The organism is Flavobacterium endoglycinae (assembly GCF_017352115.1).
GTDB classification, from domain to species: Bacteria; Bacteroidota; Bacteroidia; order Flavobacteriales; family Flavobacteriaceae; genus Flavobacterium; species Flavobacterium endoglycinae.
Window position 1 is genome coordinate 2,242,444 of sequence record NZ_CP071448.1, and the last position, 18,551, is coordinate 2,260,994.

27 protein-coding genes are annotated in these 18,551 nt (G+C 34.1%); 2 read left to right on the forward strand and 25 right to left on the reverse strand.

Annotated features, from left to right (window positions below):
* Positions 1–128: 128 nt before the first annotated feature.
* From J0383_RS09770 to J0383_RS09780, 3 genes are all read right to left on the reverse strand, one after another.
* On the reverse strand, positions 129–1,997 hold the full coding sequence (locus J0383_RS09770; RefSeq protein ID WP_207298210.1) for a trehalase family glycosidase: 1,869 nt from the start codon (positions 1,995–1,997) through the stop codon (positions 129–131).
* Entirely contained in the window at positions 1,987–3,204 is a 1,218-nt protein-coding gene (locus tag J0383_RS09775) for an MFS transporter (RefSeq protein ID WP_207298211.1), read from the reverse strand. The genes J0383_RS09770 and J0383_RS09775 overlap by 11 nt, the downstream gene beginning before the upstream one ends.
* Positions 3,205–3,458: 254 nt before the next feature.
* Positions 3,459–6,098 (reverse strand): TonB-dependent receptor, encoded by a 2,640-nt coding sequence (locus J0383_RS09780; RefSeq protein WP_207298212.1) that lies wholly within the window; start codon positions 6,096–6,098, stop codon positions 3,459–3,461.
* A gap of 166 nt (positions 6,099–6,264) precedes the next feature.
* Here J0383_RS09780 and J0383_RS09785 point away from each other — a divergent pair, with 166 nt between their 5' ends.
* Both J0383_RS09785 and J0383_RS09790 read left to right on the forward strand, forming a co-directional pair.
* Positions 6,265–7,290: a LacI family DNA-binding transcriptional regulator gene (locus tag J0383_RS09785; protein WP_207298213.1), complete on the forward strand. Its 1,026-nt coding sequence runs from the start codon at positions 6,265–6,267 to the stop codon at positions 7,288–7,290.
* A 40-nt stretch (positions 7,291–7,330) separates the two neighbouring features.
* Positions 7,331–7,681, forward strand: a complete 351-nt coding sequence (locus J0383_RS09790) for a hypothetical protein (protein ID WP_207298214.1) — start codon at positions 7,331–7,333, stop codon at positions 7,679–7,681.
* A gap of 30 nt (positions 7,682–7,711) precedes the next feature.
* Here the strand turns inward: J0383_RS09790 and J0383_RS09795 are convergent, their stop codons facing one another.
* The 22 genes from J0383_RS09795 to J0383_RS09900 form a co-directional block, all read right to left on the reverse strand.
* Complete coding sequence (locus J0383_RS09795) at positions 7,712–10,846, reverse strand: lantibiotic dehydratase (protein ID WP_207298215.1); 3,135 nt, start codon at positions 10,844–10,846, stop codon at positions 7,712–7,714.
* An 18-nt stretch (positions 10,847–10,864) separates the two neighbouring features.
* The gene (locus J0383_RS09800) at positions 10,865–13,024 is read right to left on the reverse strand and encodes a peptidase domain-containing ABC transporter (RefSeq protein ID WP_207298216.1); all 2,160 of its coding nucleotides are present in this window, start codon (positions 13,022–13,024) and stop codon (positions 10,865–10,867) included.
* Entirely contained in the window at positions 13,017–14,171 is a 1,155-nt protein-coding gene (locus J0383_RS09805) for an HlyD family secretion protein (RefSeq protein ID WP_207298217.1), read from the reverse strand. Before J0383_RS09805 ends, J0383_RS09800 begins: the two co-directional genes overlap by 8 nt.
* A 388-nt stretch (positions 14,172–14,559) precedes the next feature.
* Complete coding sequence (locus tag J0383_RS09810) at positions 14,560–14,712, reverse strand: class I lanthipeptide (RefSeq protein WP_207298218.1); 153 nt, start codon at positions 14,710–14,712, stop codon at positions 14,560–14,562.
* 27 nt (positions 14,713–14,739) lie between these two features.
* Positions 14,740–14,889, reverse strand: coding sequence for a class IIb bacteriocin, lactobin A/cerein 7B family (locus J0383_RS09815; protein WP_207298219.1), 150 nt, complete (start codon positions 14,887–14,889; stop codon positions 14,740–14,742).
* Between the two features lie 28 nt (positions 14,890–14,917).
* On the reverse strand, positions 14,918–15,070 hold the full coding sequence (locus J0383_RS09820; RefSeq protein WP_207298218.1) for a class I lanthipeptide: 153 nt from the start codon (positions 15,068–15,070) through the stop codon (positions 14,918–14,920).
* A 28-nt stretch (positions 15,071–15,098) separates the two neighbouring features.
* Positions 15,099–15,251, reverse strand: a complete 153-nt coding sequence (locus J0383_RS09825; RefSeq protein ID WP_207298218.1) for a class I lanthipeptide — start codon at positions 15,249–15,251, stop codon at positions 15,099–15,101.
* Between the two features lie 28 nt (positions 15,252–15,279).
* Complete coding sequence (locus J0383_RS09830; protein WP_207298220.1) at positions 15,280–15,429, reverse strand: class IIb bacteriocin, lactobin A/cerein 7B family; 150 nt, start codon at positions 15,427–15,429, stop codon at positions 15,280–15,282.
* 32 nt (positions 15,430–15,461) lie between these two features.
* Positions 15,462–15,611, reverse strand: coding sequence for a class IIb bacteriocin, lactobin A/cerein 7B family (locus tag J0383_RS09835; protein ID WP_207298220.1), 150 nt, complete (start codon positions 15,609–15,611; stop codon positions 15,462–15,464).
* A 27-nt stretch (positions 15,612–15,638) separates the two neighbouring features.
* Complete coding sequence (locus J0383_RS09840; RefSeq protein WP_207298220.1) at positions 15,639–15,788, reverse strand: class IIb bacteriocin, lactobin A/cerein 7B family; 150 nt, start codon at positions 15,786–15,788, stop codon at positions 15,639–15,641.
* Between the two features lie 28 nt (positions 15,789–15,816).
* Positions 15,817–15,969 (reverse strand): class I lanthipeptide, encoded by a 153-nt coding sequence (locus J0383_RS09845; protein ID WP_207298218.1) that lies wholly within the window; start codon positions 15,967–15,969, stop codon positions 15,817–15,819.
* 28 nt (positions 15,970–15,997) lie between these two features.
* Positions 15,998–16,147, reverse strand: coding sequence for a class IIb bacteriocin, lactobin A/cerein 7B family (locus J0383_RS09850; protein ID WP_207298220.1), 150 nt, complete (start codon positions 16,145–16,147; stop codon positions 15,998–16,000).
* A gap of 28 nt (positions 16,148–16,175) precedes the next feature.
* A complete protein-coding gene (locus J0383_RS09855; protein ID WP_207298220.1) occupies positions 16,176–16,325 on the reverse strand; it encodes a class IIb bacteriocin, lactobin A/cerein 7B family in 150 nt (49 codons plus the stop codon).
* A gap of 27 nt (positions 16,326–16,352) precedes the next feature.
* Entirely contained in the window at positions 16,353–16,502 is a 150-nt protein-coding gene (locus J0383_RS09860; protein ID WP_207298221.1) for a class IIb bacteriocin, lactobin A/cerein 7B family, read from the reverse strand.
* Positions 16,503–16,532: 30 nt separating this feature from the next.
* Positions 16,533–16,682, reverse strand: a complete 150-nt coding sequence (locus J0383_RS09865) for a class IIb bacteriocin, lactobin A/cerein 7B family (protein ID WP_207298220.1) — start codon at positions 16,680–16,682, stop codon at positions 16,533–16,535.
* Between the two features lie 28 nt (positions 16,683–16,710).
* Entirely contained in the window at positions 16,711–16,854 is a 144-nt protein-coding gene (locus tag J0383_RS09870; RefSeq protein WP_207298222.1) for a class I lanthipeptide, read from the reverse strand.
* A gap of 27 nt (positions 16,855–16,881) precedes the next feature.
* A complete protein-coding gene (locus J0383_RS09875; RefSeq protein WP_207298223.1) occupies positions 16,882–17,028 on the reverse strand; it encodes a class I lanthipeptide in 147 nt (48 codons plus the stop codon).
* A gap of 25 nt (positions 17,029–17,053) precedes the next feature.
* Positions 17,054–17,212, reverse strand: coding sequence for a class I lanthipeptide (locus J0383_RS09880; RefSeq protein WP_207298224.1), 159 nt, complete (start codon positions 17,210–17,212; stop codon positions 17,054–17,056).
* A 1-nt stretch (position 17,213) separates the two neighbouring features.
* Positions 17,214–17,378, reverse strand: a complete 165-nt coding sequence (locus tag J0383_RS09885) for a class I lanthipeptide (RefSeq protein WP_207298225.1) — start codon at positions 17,376–17,378, stop codon at positions 17,214–17,216.
* A gap of 1 nt (position 17,379) precedes the next feature.
* The gene (locus J0383_RS09890) at positions 17,380–17,535 is read right to left on the reverse strand and encodes a class I lanthipeptide (protein ID WP_207298226.1); all 156 of its coding nucleotides are present in this window, start codon (positions 17,533–17,535) and stop codon (positions 17,380–17,382) included.
* Between the two features lie 26 nt (positions 17,536–17,561).
* Positions 17,562–17,726: a class I lanthipeptide gene (locus tag J0383_RS09895; protein WP_207298227.1), complete on the reverse strand. Its 165-nt coding sequence runs from the start codon at positions 17,724–17,726 to the stop codon at positions 17,562–17,564.
* A gap of 57 nt (positions 17,727–17,783) precedes the next feature.
* On the reverse strand, positions 17,784–17,915 hold the full coding sequence (locus J0383_RS09900) for a class I lanthipeptide (RefSeq protein WP_207298228.1): 132 nt from the start codon (positions 17,913–17,915) through the stop codon (positions 17,784–17,786).
* Positions 17,916–18,551: the final 636 nt, after the last annotated feature.

The following is an 18,551-nucleotide window of genomic DNA, read 5'->3' on the forward strand; positions in this document are numbered from 1 at the left end:
TAAACCCGACATGTTTTTAAAACTTGTCGGGTTTGTTTTTTTTAAACTTAAAAGAGCTTCGACTCAGCCCAGCTTGACAAACGTGATCATAGAACTGAGTGTGATCTTGAGCGAAGTCGAAGGCTTGTTTATTTGAAAAGTTCATCTGGATCAACCAAATCTGATAATTTTTGTTTTAAATCGCCTTTTAGAATTGTCAAACCAAACTGATAAGAAGCATTCATCCACCCAAAACCTTCTTCGGTTATGTAATTGAATTCGGTTCCTACATTCCCGTATTCTGCAAAAATTTTATGGGAACTGATGGATAAATCGAATTTCTCCGGAATGGTTCCGTTGTAATCGACCGCATTTCTGGTAATGAGCCAAAGCCAGCGATACACCATTTCCTGAACCTCATCGTTAAAACCGTAATTTAAAAGTCCTTCCCATAAAAGCATTTGGTGCGGCGCCCATCCAAACGGATAATCCCATTGTCTTATTGGTGAATTTTTATCGACATCTTCAATAGATTCTTTTGTACTTCCTGCAATTCCTCCTTTCATTTTAAATTTTGGCAATGTATTTTTTACCAGAATTTCGGCTTGTTCCTGCGTGCTTATTTTCGCCCAAAGCGGATAAAAAGTAGTCGCGGCTTCAAAAACGTGCTGTTTTTCATTTACAAAATCATAATCGTAGTAAATGCCGTTTTCTTGATTCCATAAAATATTGTTGATACGCTCTTTTCTAATCGCTGCTTTTTCTCTCCAATAATCACCAGAATAGGATTTGTCTTCAAAATATTGAAATTCATTTTTAAAATACTTTTCGATCAAAAAGGCAATATCAATTTCATATTTATACAGCAGACTGTTGATGGCAACGGTGTTTAAATTGGCACAAACTCCCACTAAACGGTGTGTTGTGTCGTGTCCGCTTTCGCGCATGCTTCGGTCGTGGGTAAAATATTTATCTAGTTCAGGATTAACAATTTCTCTTTCAAGATATTTTTTTTCGAACTCTCGTGTAGAGAGATTGTATTTTGGTGCGTACTGTTCGAGAATATCATCAAAATGTCCTTCTTCCACTTCAAACGGAAGCCCGATTCCTTCTGCTTTATATCGGTTTAAACCATTGGCTGTAAGTCGTTTTCCTTCTTCCATCCAAACGGTTTTATATTCTTTTATAGCCGTTTTTAAATGTCTTTCAATCCAAAAAATATCAGGATCAGACTTTTCTGAAACATCCATAATCAGCGAAGTATAAAGTGGCGGCTGTGTTCGCGTCAAGTAATAGCTTCGGTTGGCATTTAGAATTTTTCCATAATGATCGATTTGGTATTTAAAGTTTTCTGCAATGCCCAAAGCGAGATCAATTTCATCGTCTATTAAAAGTCCTTTGGCAATAAAATAACTGTCCCAACCGTACATTTCATTAAATCTTCCGCCTGGAACTACAAAAGGAACTCCAGAGATTTCATTGTTTTTTATCTGAAGTGCCAATGCCAAAATTCCTGGTTTTTTGTTGAGTGACAAAACATATTCTGGCGCGATGTTTTTTGGTAGCTGTACTACTTTTAACTTCGGAGTTACCGCTTCGAGTTTTTGGAAATAATCAAGCACTATTTCGTCGCCAAACGGAACATACAAATACGAGATTTCATTTTCAATTTTATCGTCTTCCAGTATTTTTTTTACGCCGACGGCATCAATTGTTCTGGTAAGCCCTTTCCAATATAAATCTTTTATTTTTCGAGAAATTCTTTTTACAGGATCTTCGGTAATAATGTCGAGTGTTATTTCGGCAAATTCAGCTTCCTCTTTTTTAGCTAAAGCCAATTCCTGCAATAAGTTCGAAAGCTGATAAGTTCCTTCAATTCTTGCTGAATTTCCGTTTTCATCTATCAGCAGAAATTGTTTCGGACCGTTATCGTCAATCGTTATTTTTTTATCGCCATCAGTATCTTCCTGAGCCAATAATTTTTCAATGGTTTGGGTTATATGTAATTTAAATTTCATCTTCTGCAGTTATTTTTTTAAGAATAAAAAAGGATATCAATAACAAGGACATCGGAATCAGGGTAAAATAAAATGCGTTTTCAGGTCCTTGATGTTTAAAAAGCCATCCTGTTATTCTGGAACCCAAAGTACCGCCAAGAGCCGAAAAAATCACAATTAATCCCGTCATAGAACTTTGCAGGTTTTTGGGCAAGGCGCTTAATACAATCGAATTTAACAACGGATAAATTGGCGCAATAAAAAGTCCGATTAAGGGAAATGCGAATCCAATTAAAGGAATATCCGAAAGTGTGTGAATTTCTTTAACTTCTAATCCTACGGTTTTGGGAAGTACAAAAATAACGAGCAGCATTGCCGATATTATACAGACACTTAACACCCAAATCCAGTTTACTTTTTTGGTTACAATTCCAGCAATAAATCTTCCTACTGCCAGTGAAACAGCCAGAATACTGGCCATCATAATACTGATGTTTTCCGGCAGACGAAGGACTTTTGTATTGAATGTAGGCAGCCAAGACAGAATTCCTTGCTCGATCATCACGAATAAAAAAACGCTGATGACAAAAATAATCGTCAGCAGTTTTATGATTAATTTGAACATCTGACTGAAATCATCTTTTAAGTTCGCTCCTGCTGCTTGGGTTTCTTCGAATTTTACAAAGAATAAAAACAAGAAGGATAAAAAGGATAATCCTGCCAATAGCCAATAGACATTCAGCCATGAATTGGGATCGTTTTCATTGTTAAAGGCTGGAAATAAAAAGTAAGCCAGCGCAATTCCTATCATGAAAAAGCTTTCGATACTGCTCATTAAGGCATTGTGTTCTTTTTTGGTGTCTGTAACGGTTCCTATCAAGGAATAAACGGAAACTTTAATCAGGGCAAATGAAACTCCAACGGCTGCAAATAGAATTTTAGCATTGTCAAAAGAGTTTCCAAAATACATAGAAATACACGCCAGAGTGACCAATCCTAATCCGGTAAGCATGGCTTTTCTATAGCCGATTCTGGGTAAAAAAGAGGCTATAAAAAAGGATACTATGGCTATAGGCATGTCTTTAAAAGCTTCTAAAATGCTGGCCTGCACTTCGTCGACTCCGTAGTTTTTCTGCGATTTTAAAATCACAATCCCAACGCTGTTTAATAAAATAGCGAAGACAAAATAATTGAGATAGAGTGAGATTTTAATTCCTATGTTTTTCATTTTTTTTGTTCTATGCTTTTGTGGTTGCGCAGTGTAGACGCACTGGTGTGCGCTTCTACAGCATCTATACTCTATATTTAATTTTTAACACATAGAAACATAGCTTTAGCTTAGAATTCAAAAGGCATTTCATTTGCATTAATTCACATAGCTTTATGTAGAAACTAGTTTCTTTTTTGCTCTTGTTTAATGATGAAATCTATGTTTCTATGTGTTTAATATTTTTAAAAATTACGCCACTAATCTATATAAAATTAGAAATTAATGGCAACTGAGAATCTAAACGCGCGTCCTAAAATAGGTCTTGCCATAAACACATCGCTCGCTGCTGATGTGGTTTGTCTTGGATCACCTTCTGTTAAACCAATTTCGTTGAACAAGTTCGAAGCATCAACCGCAAAACGAAGATTGTTGTAGGTATAATTTAAACCTGCTCCTACTTCTTTGTAAGCTGGTAAAACTTGTTTGTTGTCTTGATTGGTGTATTTTTTATCGTAATATGAAAACTGTACGTAAGCGGTAAAGTCTTTTGTAATATCTACTTCTGGTCTTAAGTTACAGAAAAATTTAGGAATTCTTCGTGCTGTATTTCCATTAAAATCAAACGTAGAACCATCTGCATTTGTTCCTGTAAAGTTGTCGTATTCTGGTTTTTGAACGGTAAACGTGAAGTTTAATTTAGCGAATTTGTATCTCGCATTGGTTTCGACTTCTAAACCAATATTGTTTACATCGGCAAATTTATTTTCGGATGAACCATCAGATAAAATATCAGTAAAAGCAACATTTTTCAGGTTCATGTGAAATAAGTTGGCGTTTACAGAGAAGAATGAATTCGAGTATTTGTATCCTAATTCGAATTGATTTACTTCTGTGTTTTCAAGTTTGCTTAAATTGGCTGCGTTATCATAAAATGATTCTTCGATTGGTGATCTAAATCCGTGGCTGTAACGAACGTAAGATGCCATGTTATCATTAAACTTGTAATTTCCCGCTGCTGTATATGACCATTCGCTTACATCATATCTCCAATAGGTGTATGGATTTCCTTTTACGGTTGTTACGGCATCATCGGCAGTATTGTTGTCTAAAATTCCTAAGTCTTCAGCAAAAAATCTTGCATTGTCTCGATAACCTGAATATTTGTCTTTGTTGTAACGTAATCCGGCATTAAAAGTCAATTTATCGGTTGCTTTGATTTCCGCGTCAGCGTAAACATCATTTAAAAGTCCTTTGGTTTGTGCATCTCTTTCTAACCAAGTGATTCGTTCGATACCGTTCCAAGTATGGTCTACTCCAGTTGTATTGTCTTTTACGTTTAATAATCTTGGATTGTCTGAAACGCTTACTAAATACGAATTCCAGTTCCAGTATTGGTTTGATTTCCAATTAGAATAGTAGTAACCAGCTGTTAATTTAACTGGATCTAAGTCGAAAGAGAAAGAGAAATTATTCGCAAAATTGTCCATTTTCTTTTGAATGTGCCAAAGATCAGCGCGCATGATTAATGCATTTGGGTCTAATGTTTGTCCGTTATCTACATAACTGTACGTCAAGTTAGAAGCTGTAGTATTTTGAACTCCTGTTGCGTATGCATCTTGTGTCCACGGTCCTCCGTTAGGAAAAATAGCATTGTAATTTAAATCGATCGCTGTCTTTTTGAAAGCGTTTTTGAACGTAACTTTATCTGAAATTTTCTTTTTAAACTCAGCTCCAATTGAGTTGATAATTGGGTGCGAACCATCTTCTAAATCAGCACTGAAAGTACCGCCTCCATATTGAGGAACATTTAAATGACTAAAATTTACTGAAGTCAACGTTCCGTAATTTGGATTGAAACCTGGAATTCCTTCTATTTTTCCATTGTTGCTTTTTAAAGGAATTGGCAGATAAAATGTGTTTCTGTCATCCAGATGTTTAAAGTTTACTCTTAAATAATCGTCGTCATCAAATTTATAGGTAAGGTTTCCTTTGATTTGTCCGCCTTTGTTGGCTGTAAATCCTGTGTTTCTTACTCCATTATCGGTTCTGTAAAATCCACCAACGTTAAAGAATAATTTATCCTGAACTAATGCACCAGATAAATTTAAGTCAGTTCTGAACATTCCGTAATCAGAAGTGGTGAATTTGGCTCTTCCTTGAAAATCGTTTTGTCCCGTTTTCGAAATAAAGTTGATAATTCCTCCCGGCGCATTATTAGCAAAAATTGACGCAGAACCTCCTCGTACAGCTTCCATTTTGCTTACGGTTTCGTCGAGTCTATAAAAAGTATCGGCATTAGCAAACTGAAGTGCTCCATCTTCAAAAACCGGCAGTCCATCTTCTTGAATTTGTACATATTCATACGCCCCGGCTGATGGAATACCTCTTGCAAAAAGGTTATTTCCAATTTCTCCTCCTGATGCTTCAACCACAAATCCCGGAATAGTCTGCAATAAGGCTGCAGTACTCGACGGCGCTCTGTCTTCAATAGCTTTTGCCCCCATGGTTGTAATGGCAACGCTCGATTCTAATTTGGATCTTGGCGAAGATGAACCTGTTACGACTACTTCTTTTAAACTTTGAGATTCAGTTTCCAACAGTAAATCTACGGTTACCGATTGTCCTTCTTTTACTGAAATTTCTTTTTTATAGGTTTTGTAACCCACGTTTGTGGCTTCTACATAATAGTTTCCTGCAATAACATCGGTAAAAATAAAGTTTCCGTTTTCGTCTGTTATTACATTTTTTCCTGTGTCTTTTAAAGATACATTTGCTCCCGGAATGGTTTGTCCATTCTCATCTAAAACTTTTCCCGAAACAGTATTTTTTGCCTGAGCGAATAAACTGTTTGGAACAGAAATTATACAAAATATCAAAAATAATATCTGTAAATAATAATGCTGTTTTTTCATTTTGGTTTGGTTTCGTTAGTAAAATTTTCATTTCATCTATGTAAACTTAAATACTAATTAATTTGAATTTAAGAATTAAAAATCGAAAACGTTTTCGAAATCACCTAAAACGTTTTCGAAAATTAATTTTTAGATTATGAAATTGATTTTTTAGTACATTTATTTTATGAATGATACTAAATTAATAGATATAGCTTCGGCGTTAGGAATATCGGTTACAACGGTTTCTAAAGCTCTCAAAGGATATACAGATATAAGCAAATCAACTCGTGCCAAGGTTCTCGAAATGGCCGAGACGATGAATTATATTCCAAATTCTGTTGCGGTTAACCTTCGAACGAACGAAACCAAAACTATTGGTGTCATTATTCCGGCTACGGTTCATCACTTTTTTTCGAGTGTGCTGAACGGGATTTTAGAAGAGGCTGAAAAGAGAGGTTATCTGGTTATTATTCTGCAGTCGAACGAAAAATATGAGCTGGAGAAAAAACAGCTTGCATTGTTAATTCAGAAAAGGGTTGATGGTGTTTTGATGTCGCTTTCGAATGAAACGGATGATTTCTCTCATATTAATGATGCGATCCGAAAAAATACGCCAGTAGTTTTATTTGATAAAATTGCCAAAAGAGTGAATTGTTCCAAAGTGGTAATTAATGATGCCAAAGCAGCTTTTGATGCGGTTTCATATCTTATTAATAAAGGCTACAAAAAAATTGCCCATTTTAGAGGTTCATATGTTCCTCAAAATTCTATTGATCGTTTTTTAGGCTATAAAAGGGCACTTGAAGCACACGGAATTGAATATGATTCGAAACTGGTTTATGTTTGCGACAATAATACTGATTTTGAAGATGGTTACGAAAATGCTCAGAAAATAATGAGTGAACATCCTGATGTGGACGCCATTTTTGCGATTACCGATTTAGTAGCGATCGGGATTATTAAATATTTTAATGAGGCTAGAATAAAAACGCCGGATCAGGTGGCTGTTTTTGGATTCAGCAATTGGTTTATGAGTACAGTTATTTCGCCAAAATTAACCACAATTGACCAGCCTGGATTTGAAATGGGACATACAGCGGTTTCGATTTTAATTGATGAAATAGCTGATATTAAAGAACATCGTGAGGTTACCCATCAAATTATTGAACTTCCTACAAGAATCATAGAAAGAGAATCTACCATTAAATGATTTTTAATTCTAACTTTGCATCAATTCTTAACGATTCGTAATGTTTCCGATTCCTGAAAATACTGATTTTTTATTGGCTGATGCCGAAAAAGAAAATTTATATCTAAACTTAATCGGACAGATTAATAAGGATTTTAATCTGGCTAATGAGGGAATTGATTTCCCGATGAGTATTACGCCTGAAGAATTGAAAATCCAGCTTCACGAAAAAGTCTACCGAATGATTCAGTACAAATTTGCTGAATACCTGAATCTGCTTTATATTATTGATGTTCCCGAAAATGAAATAAAAAAACTTGACGGCTCAGATTTGGTAATCCTTGCCGAACAAGTTTCTTTTTTAATTTTAAAAAGGGAATGGCAGAAGGTTTGGTTTAGAAAAAACTATTAAATTCTAACCTCTCCTGAATTCCCCTTTTTGTTACGCTATAGATTCTTCAACTTCTTTGGTTTCTTTCTTTTTTCCTGTATGAAGTTGTTTGCTGTAATATTTGTATAAGTAATCGTAAACTACCATTTCATGAATTCTGTGTTTGGTCAAGAAAATTCGGTTACAGATCATGTGTACATAACTCAACATGATATTGTCAAGATAGGTTGGCAAACGGTGTTCTTTACCCAGTTCTTTTATCTCTGCTACTATTGGCGCATTTTTTTGAGAACGTTCTTTAAGGATTTCAATTAATGGTTCGTAAATTTCATCCATCAAGTTTGGATCTAAGAAGGATTCAATCTCAGATTCGTGCTGTACAAACATTTCGTTAATTTGTTTGTTTAGTCTTCCAGAACGGTTGAATTCTTTTCCAAAACTAGTTTTAGCCGCATTGAACAATTTCACTTTTCCTTCGAGCTTAACATCAAAATCGTTTAAGAAATGGTCGATCGATAATAATGAGAACATCCATCTAATTTTTTCTCCTGTATCTCCTTCGATCATATCGGCAAATTTCAAAGTGCATTCGCTGTCGTTAAAAAACAATGATTCTGTTGCTTCTATTGCTTCATATCCGTATCGTTGTAATTCGCGCAGGTAATTGTCTGTTTGTGTTTTCCAGATAATTCTTGTCTGCTCAAATGGTTCAACGTGTTGTTTTATAATGTTGATGCAGTCTGTAAACAAATTGCTGTTTTTTAATAAAACACGGAATCTAATATGATGTCCTTGAACGTCATAATAACGAATAAAGAACCATTTGTCGATTAAACCTTTTGCTTGTAATTCTTCTACAATTGGTGTAATGCCTTTTTTAAGAAGCTCTTCTCCTGCTCTTTCTCCGCAGTAAAATTTATAATACAGCCATTTTTCTCCTATTGAAAATGAAGTTTGAACATTGTTTTTGTTTTCTTGAGAAACGAATTGATTTACCTCAGCAACTTCAACCTTTTTCTCTATGTTTTTATGTGCCGTGAAGATAATTTCATTGCAATAATCTGGTGTGATGGTATTTTCTGTAAATAAAAATTCTTTCAGCTTAATCACATTTTCTCCTTTCAGCATGTAGTAAAAAACATTTCGGCTTAATTCGTTATTGAAGTTGATTAGGACTTCATTATCTCCTTGAGAAATATATACGACATCTGGAATGTTTCTTTTTTCTTTGAAATCAGTAATAAAATCAAGATTTTTTGCTTCGGCAGCGGCAACAAGATTTTCAATTTCTGTTTTATTAAGAGTCCATGTAGCTCTGCTGAACACGGTGTCTTTGTAATTAACCCTTGGCAGGAAATCAAATTCATTCTGAAGTCCGCCCCAGTTGAATCCAAATCCAAATGAATTTTGATTCTGCAGGTCGCATAAAAAGTGATAGATTGGCAATGCATTTGAGGCAAAATTGTGTGCGTTGCTTAATCTTGGAATGATTTCTTTATTTAATCGTTTTGAGCGCAGCACTACTTTTCCTGATTTTACAGAAACGTACAAATCATCAATCATAATTTGGTGATCTCTGTCTACAGAAGCATTTCCTAAATACGGAATTTCATATTCTCTCTGGAAGTTTCTGTATAGAATATTTCCGGTTCTTGCCTGCGGTAAATGCACTACTTCGGCAATGATTTTATCTGGATTCAGCTGGTTTTCTACTGAAGCTACTTCGTTGCAAAGATCCAGAATTTTAGTATCAAGATGCCCGAATCGTCCAATTAAACCATTTGCAGATGGTCCGCTGGCTGTTTTAATATTGATTTTTTCAGTTCCGTTTTCGTGAAATACATTTACAAATGCAGAGAATGTATCAGGATACAAAGCTTCATTTTCTTCGAATTGGTTGATTTCTTCATCAGTTAATTCGATTGATTGTAAATTATTTTTAGCCGCATGAAGCAGTTTTTTAAACAGAAATGATTTTTTGGCATCCATCGCGATCTGATTTACCTGCGCTTGGTTTCCACTAATTAGCAAATCATCAACTAACGGCGATTTTGCACCTGCTGTTTTTGCATACCCAATTCCAACATCTGGATCTAAAACATTTACCAAAGGCTGTTCGTATTCTTCATATCGCTCTAGGAATTTCTTTTTGAATTCTTTTAAGTTTGCATTTTCTGAACCTGATTGCAATTTGTTTAAAGCGGTTAACGCCGGGCGCAGGTTTTTTAAGGTTTTAAAGCTAATCGAGCCATTTTCAATTTTTCTAAAACTATCTACTTGAAATAGTTTTGAAATGTCTACGTGATCTAATTCTTCGTTTATTAACTCATGAATTTGAGTATATAAAGCAGGATCGTTAATAGTATTTGTATCAAGATTATTGATTTTGGTTTTTAAATTGGTAATTAATTCTCTGATGACTTCGGCTTCATAAAAATCAAATCTTTTTTCAGAGAATGTTTTTCGAAGTTTTTCGAAGTAATCTTCGCCTGTTATTGTAAATTCTAATTCAGATACAATAAACTGACTTTTGATTAAAGTGTCGATAAATTCGTTGGCATCTTTTAGTGTAATTTCATCAGAAACAAGCAATTCTGCCAGTTCGCTTAATAAAACACCGTCTTTTGCTTTTTCGAAAATAAGTTCCAAATAATCGCTTATTTCAACTTCTGAAATTTTGTGAAAACGCACGTTGTCTTTGAAGTAATATTCGACATAACGGTATTTATCAAAAACGGTATAAATTGAATTGTTGCTGTAATATTTCAATACGTTTTTGATGGCGTCATTTTTCACAATCACCGGCAGAAAACTTCCTAAAAAGTACATGTCGAATTTTGTGAATCTTCCTAAAGTGCTTTCGGCAATATTAAGATTGGTTTCCGAATTTAATTCCACTGCAGCTACTGTGGCAAACATTCCAAAAGGCGTGCTTCGGTTTGCTAAACGTGAAGCATATTTGTATAATGATCCTTTTAAGTTTTTTAGTTCTTCTTCTGTTTGAAAACCTTCTCCAGTTTCCCACATAACAAGTGCTTTATAAATGTTTGGAGAACCAATAAACAATGCTTCTCTGTTTTCTTTTTTAGAAAAAATTTCCACGATTTTTTCCCAAGTAAGATCCATTTGTTTTTCTTCAATTGGAGTTCTCACAATAGCCGTTTTTGCAAAAGAGTAATTTTTCATTTTTGTTAAATTTCCTTATTAAACAATTATATTATTCCACATTCTATAATAGTATTCTTCTTTATTCATAAGCTCTTGGTGTGAGCCAGATTCGACGATTTCTCCTTTTTTGAAGGCATAAATAACGTCAGCATTTTTAATTGACTGTAGTTTGTGTGCAATTACAATGATCGTTTTTCCTTGTGCATGCAGTTCGTCAATTAGTTTTTTGATCACCATTTCTGATTCAGAATCCAGTGCCGATGTTGCTTCATCTAAAATCAATACTTCAGGATCTTTGTATAGCGCTCTGGCAAAAGCAATTCGCTGTTTTTCTCCTCCTGATAAATTGGCTCCAAATTCTCCTAAATAGGTATTGAATCCGTTTGGCAGAGATTCGATAAAATCATAAGCGCCAACTTTTTTACTGACTTCAATTATCTTTTCCATATCTGGATTTGATTCTCCAATAGAAATGTTGAAGGCAATTGTTCCGTCAAAAAGCTCAACGTTTTGAGGCACAGTGGTAATAAGAGCGTTTATACTGTCTTTTGAAATGTAATTTAAGTCGTATTCTCCAATTAATATTTTACCTTCTTTTGGACTGTAAATGTTTTGAATTAATGAGGCAATGGTACTTTTTCCGCTTCCACTTTCTCCAACAAAAGCGGTGAAAGCTCCTTTTTTGATCGTAATATTTAAATCTTTAAAAATGTAACGTCCTAATTCGTATGAGAAATCAATGTTTTTGAATTTAATATCATCAAAGTTGTTTCTGGTTAGATTTACTTTTGATTCCATTTCTTCTCTGTCCAAATCCATGATTCCAAATAAACGGTCTGAAGCAATCATGGCATTCTGAATCGCCTGATTTGTTCCAATTAACTGTGATGCCGGTCCTGTAAAGTATCCTATAATAGAGTAAAATGAAAACAGTTCACCCGGCGTAATATCTCCATCAATAGCATAATAGGTTCCTACCCATAAAAGAATGATGGTAAACAATCTGGAAATAAAATCAGTAGCGGTTCTTGAAAAGATTCCGTTCATTCCTGATTTGTAAATGCTTTTCAACAGATCGACAAATTTTAGTTCTGTTCTGGTTTTAGAGAAATCTTCTAAAGACAGTCTTTTTACAGTTCCAATGTTTTTTATGGATTCTACCAGCTGTGATTCGAGCATGGCATTTTTTTCCATTATAGAACGTTCTGCTGTTTTGTTCAATTTGTTTGTTATCAAATAAATAATAACATAAAACGGAATGATCAGCGAAATAATCAGTGCCAGTTTCCAATAGAATGAAAACATAAAAATAAAGGAAAAAAACACAATAAGCACGTTTACTGAAATACTTAAAGCAGTTTCATTTATCAAGGCACGAATTTTTACTGCATCGCCTATTCTAGACATGATTTCACCAATTCTCATGGTGTCAAAAAACTTTTGAGGCATGGTAAAAAGATGTTTGTAATAGCCCAGAATTAATCGTGAATCGATCTGCTGGCTTGTTTTTAGGATGAAAACATCTTTTAAAACGCTATATACAATCTGCAACAGCAAACATCCAATAACAATAACACTCATAAGGTTTAGTAAGCTTTTGTTACCGCTTACGAGTACAAAATCTGTAATCTTACCTACGTAAATCGATACCGAAAAACCTAGTAAAGTGTATAAAACGGCTCCGATTATGGCTTGTAATAAAATGTATTTATGAGGCTTTAATAAAAATAGTATTCTTTTAAAATTTGATATTTTCTCGTTTTTTTCCTTGAAAATATCATCATCCGGAACTAATATTAAGGCATAACCTGTAAACATTCCTTCAAATTCGGCTAGTGGCTTTTTTTCCAGTTTCCCGTTTGAAGGATCCATGATCTGGATGTATTTACTAGTTATTTTGTAAGCAACAACATAATGAGGAAATTCGTGTCCTTCATGTTTTATTACAACATGTAAAAGAGCCGGAATTGGCAGGTCTTTTAATCCTTCAAAATCTACTTTTACTCCTTTAGCCAGGAAACCTAATTTAACTGCTGCTTCTCGTAATCCAAGTAATGTTGTTCCTTTTTGAGTAGTATTGGCATACTGGCGGATTCTTGAAATTGGCAGGCTTAAATTATAATGTTCCGAAATTGAAGCTAAACAAGCAGCACCGCAATCTGAAAAATCATGTTGTTTTATTTCTATTTTACTCATTTTTGCTATTGTAAGGATTAAACCAATCTTCTACTTTGTCAAATATTAACTGAAATGCAGTTCGCTTAGTCAGGAAAAAACGGCTGGTTAAACTCATTCCTTTTTTGAGATTTCCTTTGGCTCCGTTTTTTAGTGTTAAACTGTCATTATGCAGATTGCTTTTTATTTTATAATAAGGAGCATTGTTTACGATTAAAACATCTTTGCTTATTTCGAAGATTCTTCCTTTTGCAAATCCCCATTGATTGGAATTGAAAGCGTCTATTTGATAAATGGCATCTCCGCCTTCTTTTAAATATCCTATTTCTGATGGATTTACATACGTTTCAACGATTATGTTTTTATCTGGAGAAATTTCTACTATCGGATTTCCGGCGGCGACTCCGCTTCCTTTATGAAAACCTTGCATATTGACCAGTTCTCCATCAATTGGGGCAATTATGATGTAATTGTTTTCCTCTTCTTTAAGCTGTTTCTGATTTGAATAAATGTTTTTATTCGACTGGCTCAGCTGTGTGTATTCTTTCTGCCAGGACAATTCTGTTTGTTTGATCAGATTGATTCGGTCGTTCTTGATTTTGTTGAGTTCCAGTTCTGCCTTTTCGAATTCTGATTTTGAAATAACTTCTTTTCGATACAGCTGTTCTTTTCGGTCAAAATCGGCTTGAGTATTTTTAACCACTATATCAAGATTGTATAATTCCTGCTGGTGTTTTAAAAGTTCTCTTTTATATTGATCTGACTGAACCTGACTGTAATTATGATTTATAAGATTCTTTAGATCGCTTAAGTAGAGAGCATTTTCTGAACTCTGAATCGTGTTTAAATTTTCTCTTTCTTTTAATATGTTGTGATCTATTATAAGTAAGGTGTCGCCCTTTTTGATTTTCTTATTTTCTTCAACATTAAAAAAAGATATTTTACCGCTTATAGGAGAATAAAGTGTTAGTTTCTTTTCCTGTGGAATGATAGTTCCTCTACTAGTTGTGTAAACATCTATATATATAAAAGGAAGCGAAATAAAAGCTATTAATAAAGCTAAAAATGTAATCACAAATAAACGGGATGTTTTTTTATTGTGTTTAATAATATGACTTTCAACAGTGTTGTTTAAAATCTCTTCTGGAAAAATTTCTTTATCGTTCATAATTATCTGTATTAATTTTCTATGGCAAATGAACCTATTATTTAAGGAAGAAAAAAATGAAAAACCCCCATTTTTATAAAAAATCGTATTCATTTTAAGCAAATAAAACACTGATAATCAATGATTTATTTTTAATTTTAGATAATTAGGCGCAAAACTTCCAGAGATCTGGTTTTTACGATTTTAGAGCATAAAAAAAGCATTATCAAATCAAATTGATAATGCTTTTTTAGAATATGCATGTTACAAAAGTTAATTCAAATGTGCTTTTTTATGAGAAGAGCATCCACCATCTTCGTCATTCATTTGAAAATTATTCAACATTGTAAACTCTTTATATAGAGACATGCTTGTTGTCTACGTTTTTGTTTTTGAGAAAAACCGGGGACTAGTTATCTGAAGCGATTGTGATAGTAAGACCGATGATTACTCCAATACATAATGGGCTTGTTCCACCGTCTACATCATGCATTTGTTTGTCGTTTAATTCTGCTACTGCTGCTTTATTGAAAGCTAATTTGTTTGGGTTCTGATTTTTCATCTTATTTATAATTTAAAGGTTAATGGATTATTTTGCTGCAATTGTAACTGTAAGACCGATGATCACTCCGATACATAACGGGCTTGTTCCGCCGTCTACGTCGTGCATTTGTTTGTCGTTTAATTCTGCTACTGCCGCTTTGTTGAAAGCTAATCTGTTTGGGTTTTGATTTTTCATCTTATTTATAATTTAAAGGGTTAGTTAATTAATTATCTGAAGCGATTGTGATGGTAAGACCGATGATTACTCCGATGCATAAAGGGCTTGTTCCGCCGTCTACGTCGTGCATTTGTTTATCGTTTAATTCTGCTACTGCTGCTTTGTTGAAAGCTAATTTGTTTGGGTTTTGATTTTTCATCTTATTTATAATTTAAAGGGTTAGTTAATTAATTATCTGAAGCGATTGTGATGGTAAGACCGATGATTACTCCGATACATAACGGGCTTGTTCCACCGTCTACGTCGTGCATTTGTTTATCGTTTAATTCTGCTACTGCTGCTTTATTGAAAGCTAATTTGTTTGGATTCTGATTTTTCATCTTATTTATAATTTAAAGGGTTAATGGATTAGTCTGCGTAGATTGTGATAGTAAGACCGATGATTACTCCGATACATAACGGGCTTGTTCCGCCGTCTACGTCGTGCATTTGTTTGTCGTTTAATTCTGCTACTGCTGCTTTGTTGAAAGCTAATTTGTTTGGGTTCTGATTTTTCATCTTATTTATAATTTAAAGGGTTAGTTAATTGATTAGTCTGCGTAGATTGTGATAGTAAGACCGATGATCACTCCGATGCATAAAGGGCTTGTTCCGCCGTCTACGTCGTGCATTTGTTTGTCGTTTAATTCTGCTACTGCTGCTTTGTTGAAAGCTAATTTGTTTGGGTTCTGATTTTTCATCTTATTTATAATTTAAAGGTTAATGGATTAGTCTGCGTAGATTGTGATGGTAAGACCGATGATCACTCCGATGCATAAAGGGCTTGTTCCGCCGTCTACGTCGTGCATTTGTTTGTCGTTTAATTCTGCTACTGCTGCTTTGTTGAAAGCTAATTTGTTTGGGTTTTGATTTTTCATCTTATTTATAATTTAAAGGGTTAGTTAATTAATTATCTGAAGCGATTGTGATGGTAAGACCGATGATTACTCCGATACATAACGGGCTTGTTCCGCCGTCTACGTCGTGCATTTGTTTGTCGTTTAATTCTGCTACTGCTGCTTTGTTGAAAGCTAATTTGTTTGGGTTCTGATTTTTCATCTTATTTATAATTTAAAAGGTTAATGGATTAGTCTGCGTAGATTGTGATAGTAAGACCGATGATTACTCCGATGCATAAAGGGCTTGTTCCGCCGTCTACGTCGTGCATCTGTTTGTCGTTTAATTCTGCTACTGCTGCTTTGTTGAAAGCTAATTTGTTTGGGTTCTGATTTTTCATCTTATTTATAATTTAAAGGGTTAATGGATTAGTCTGCGTAGATTGTGATAGTAAGACCGATGATTACTCCGATGCATAAAGGGCTTGTTCCGCCGTCTACGTCGTGCATCTGTTTATCATTTAATTCTGCTACTGCCGCTTTGTTGAAAGCTAATTTGTTTGGGTTCTGATTTTTCATCTTATTTATAATTTAAAGGTTAATTAATTAGTCTGCGTAGATTGTGATGGTAAGACCGATGATCACTCCGATACATAAAGGGCTTGTTCCGCCGTCTACGTCGTGCATTTGTTTATCGTTTAATTCTGCTACTGCCGCTTTGTTGAAAGCTAATCTGTTTGGGTTTTGATTTTTCATCTTATTTATAATTTAGGATTAGTTAATTAATTAGTCTGCGTAGATTGTGATGGTAAGACCGATGATCACTCCGATGCACAACGGGCTTGTTCCGCCGTCTACGTCGTGCATCTGTTTATCGTTTAATTCTGCTACTGCCGCTTTATTGAAAGCTAATTTGTTTGGGTTCTGATTTTTCATCTTTTTTATAATTTAAAGGGGTTAATAATTATTCTGCTGCCAGAAATATTGTTGTGAAAACTACGATACAAAGAGAGGTTGTGCCACCGTCTACATCATGCATTTGTTTATCATTAAGCTCTGTAACAGCCACTTTATTGAAAGCAAGTTTGTTTGGGTTTTGATTTTTCATACTATTTTAAATTTTTAAGGATATAGATTATTCGACAACAACAACGACAGTAATAAATATGATGGTACAAAGAAGTGTAGTTCCTCCATCGACATCCTGCATTTGTTTGTCATTCAGTTCGGTAACAGCCACTTTGTTGAAAGCAAGCTTGTTGTTTAGGTTTTGTTTTTTCATAATGATTTAAATTTTAAGATGTTATTTATTCGGCAGTAAGCACAACAGATATTGTAACTAAGCTTGTAGTACTTATAGTTGTTGTTGAAGTTCCACCATTTACAGTTTCTAATTGATTACTGTTTAGTTCTGTAACAGCTGCTTTATTAAAAGAAAGCTTGTTCATTGGGATTTGTTTTTTCATATTATTCAGATTGAAGAGTTAGGATGGTTACGATGACAAGACTTGTAGTTCCTGCTGTTGTAGATGTAGACGTTCCACCTTTAACATTTTCTAATTGATTACTGTTTAGTTCTGTAACAGCTGCTTTATTAAAAGCCAGTTTGTTCTTTGGATTTTGATTTTTCATATTATTCAGCTTGAAGAGTTATAACAGTTACGATGATAAGACTTGTGGTTGTCACCGTTATTGTTCCGCCATTTACAGTTTCTAATTGATTACTGTTTAATTCTGTAACCGCTGCTTTATTAAAAGCCAGTTTGTTCTTTGGGTTTTGATTTTTCATATTTAAATGATTTTTAGGTTATTATTTTACATTAAATCGAATGTCACTTTTAAGCAGCAGCATCCTGTACAGGTCTCGTCACCTCCAATAATTGAAGTTCCTCCGTTGATTGTGGCTAATAAATTGTCGTTTAGTTCTGTAACATCTGCTTTCTTGAAATACAGTTTGTTGTTTAGGCTTAAGTCTTTCATATTTTATAATTGATTAGGTTTAATTACAGTTATTTTCGTTAAAATTGGATCACATATTCATCCAGAATTAGGATTCGTATCGATATCATATCCAGATATTCCTCCGTTTACATTTCTTAATTGTAGAACATTTAGTTCTGTTACAGCAGATTTGCTGAAAATCAGTTTGTTTTGATTTTGTTTTTTCATCTTGTTTAATTTTTTAGTTATTGAATAGCTTGTGCAAATAATTATGTATTGAGAATCAATGATTCAAAATAGAGCATGTTGAGTTGGCTAAAAAATGATTTAGCTGGATGAAATGCATAACAATTTCAAATAGATACTAGATCTAAGTTTTGGCAATGCTTAAATAAAAAGCACAGAAATTAGTTCCGGAAAAAATCCGGACAAAGTCCTATTTGAAAAGTTTTGAAATGCGTTTTTTGAGTTTGTAAAACAACGACTTAGGCTGTTTTACAGCATCATTGTCTTCAATCTTAAAAATTGAATTTTTGCTGAGGCGTTTTGGGCCAGACTGATTACTATTAGTCATAAAATTTTCTTTTTGCCTAACAAGTAATGCCCTATAGAAGTGTACTTTTAGAAATAGTAAAAAAAAGTTTTATTAAACACATTTTTTTTTACTTTTGTAGAAGTAATTTCTGGCAACTTGTTAGTAATTACGTTTTTGTTAAATCAACTTATAAAACAGAGTCTCCACACTCTGTTTTATTTTTTTACTCTGGTTTTGTTTTTGAAGTGGCTACTCACTTTCGCTTTCGCCACCCTTCAAAACCAAAGTCGAAACTAATCTTGTTTTTCCGATTAATTTCTGAGACAAAG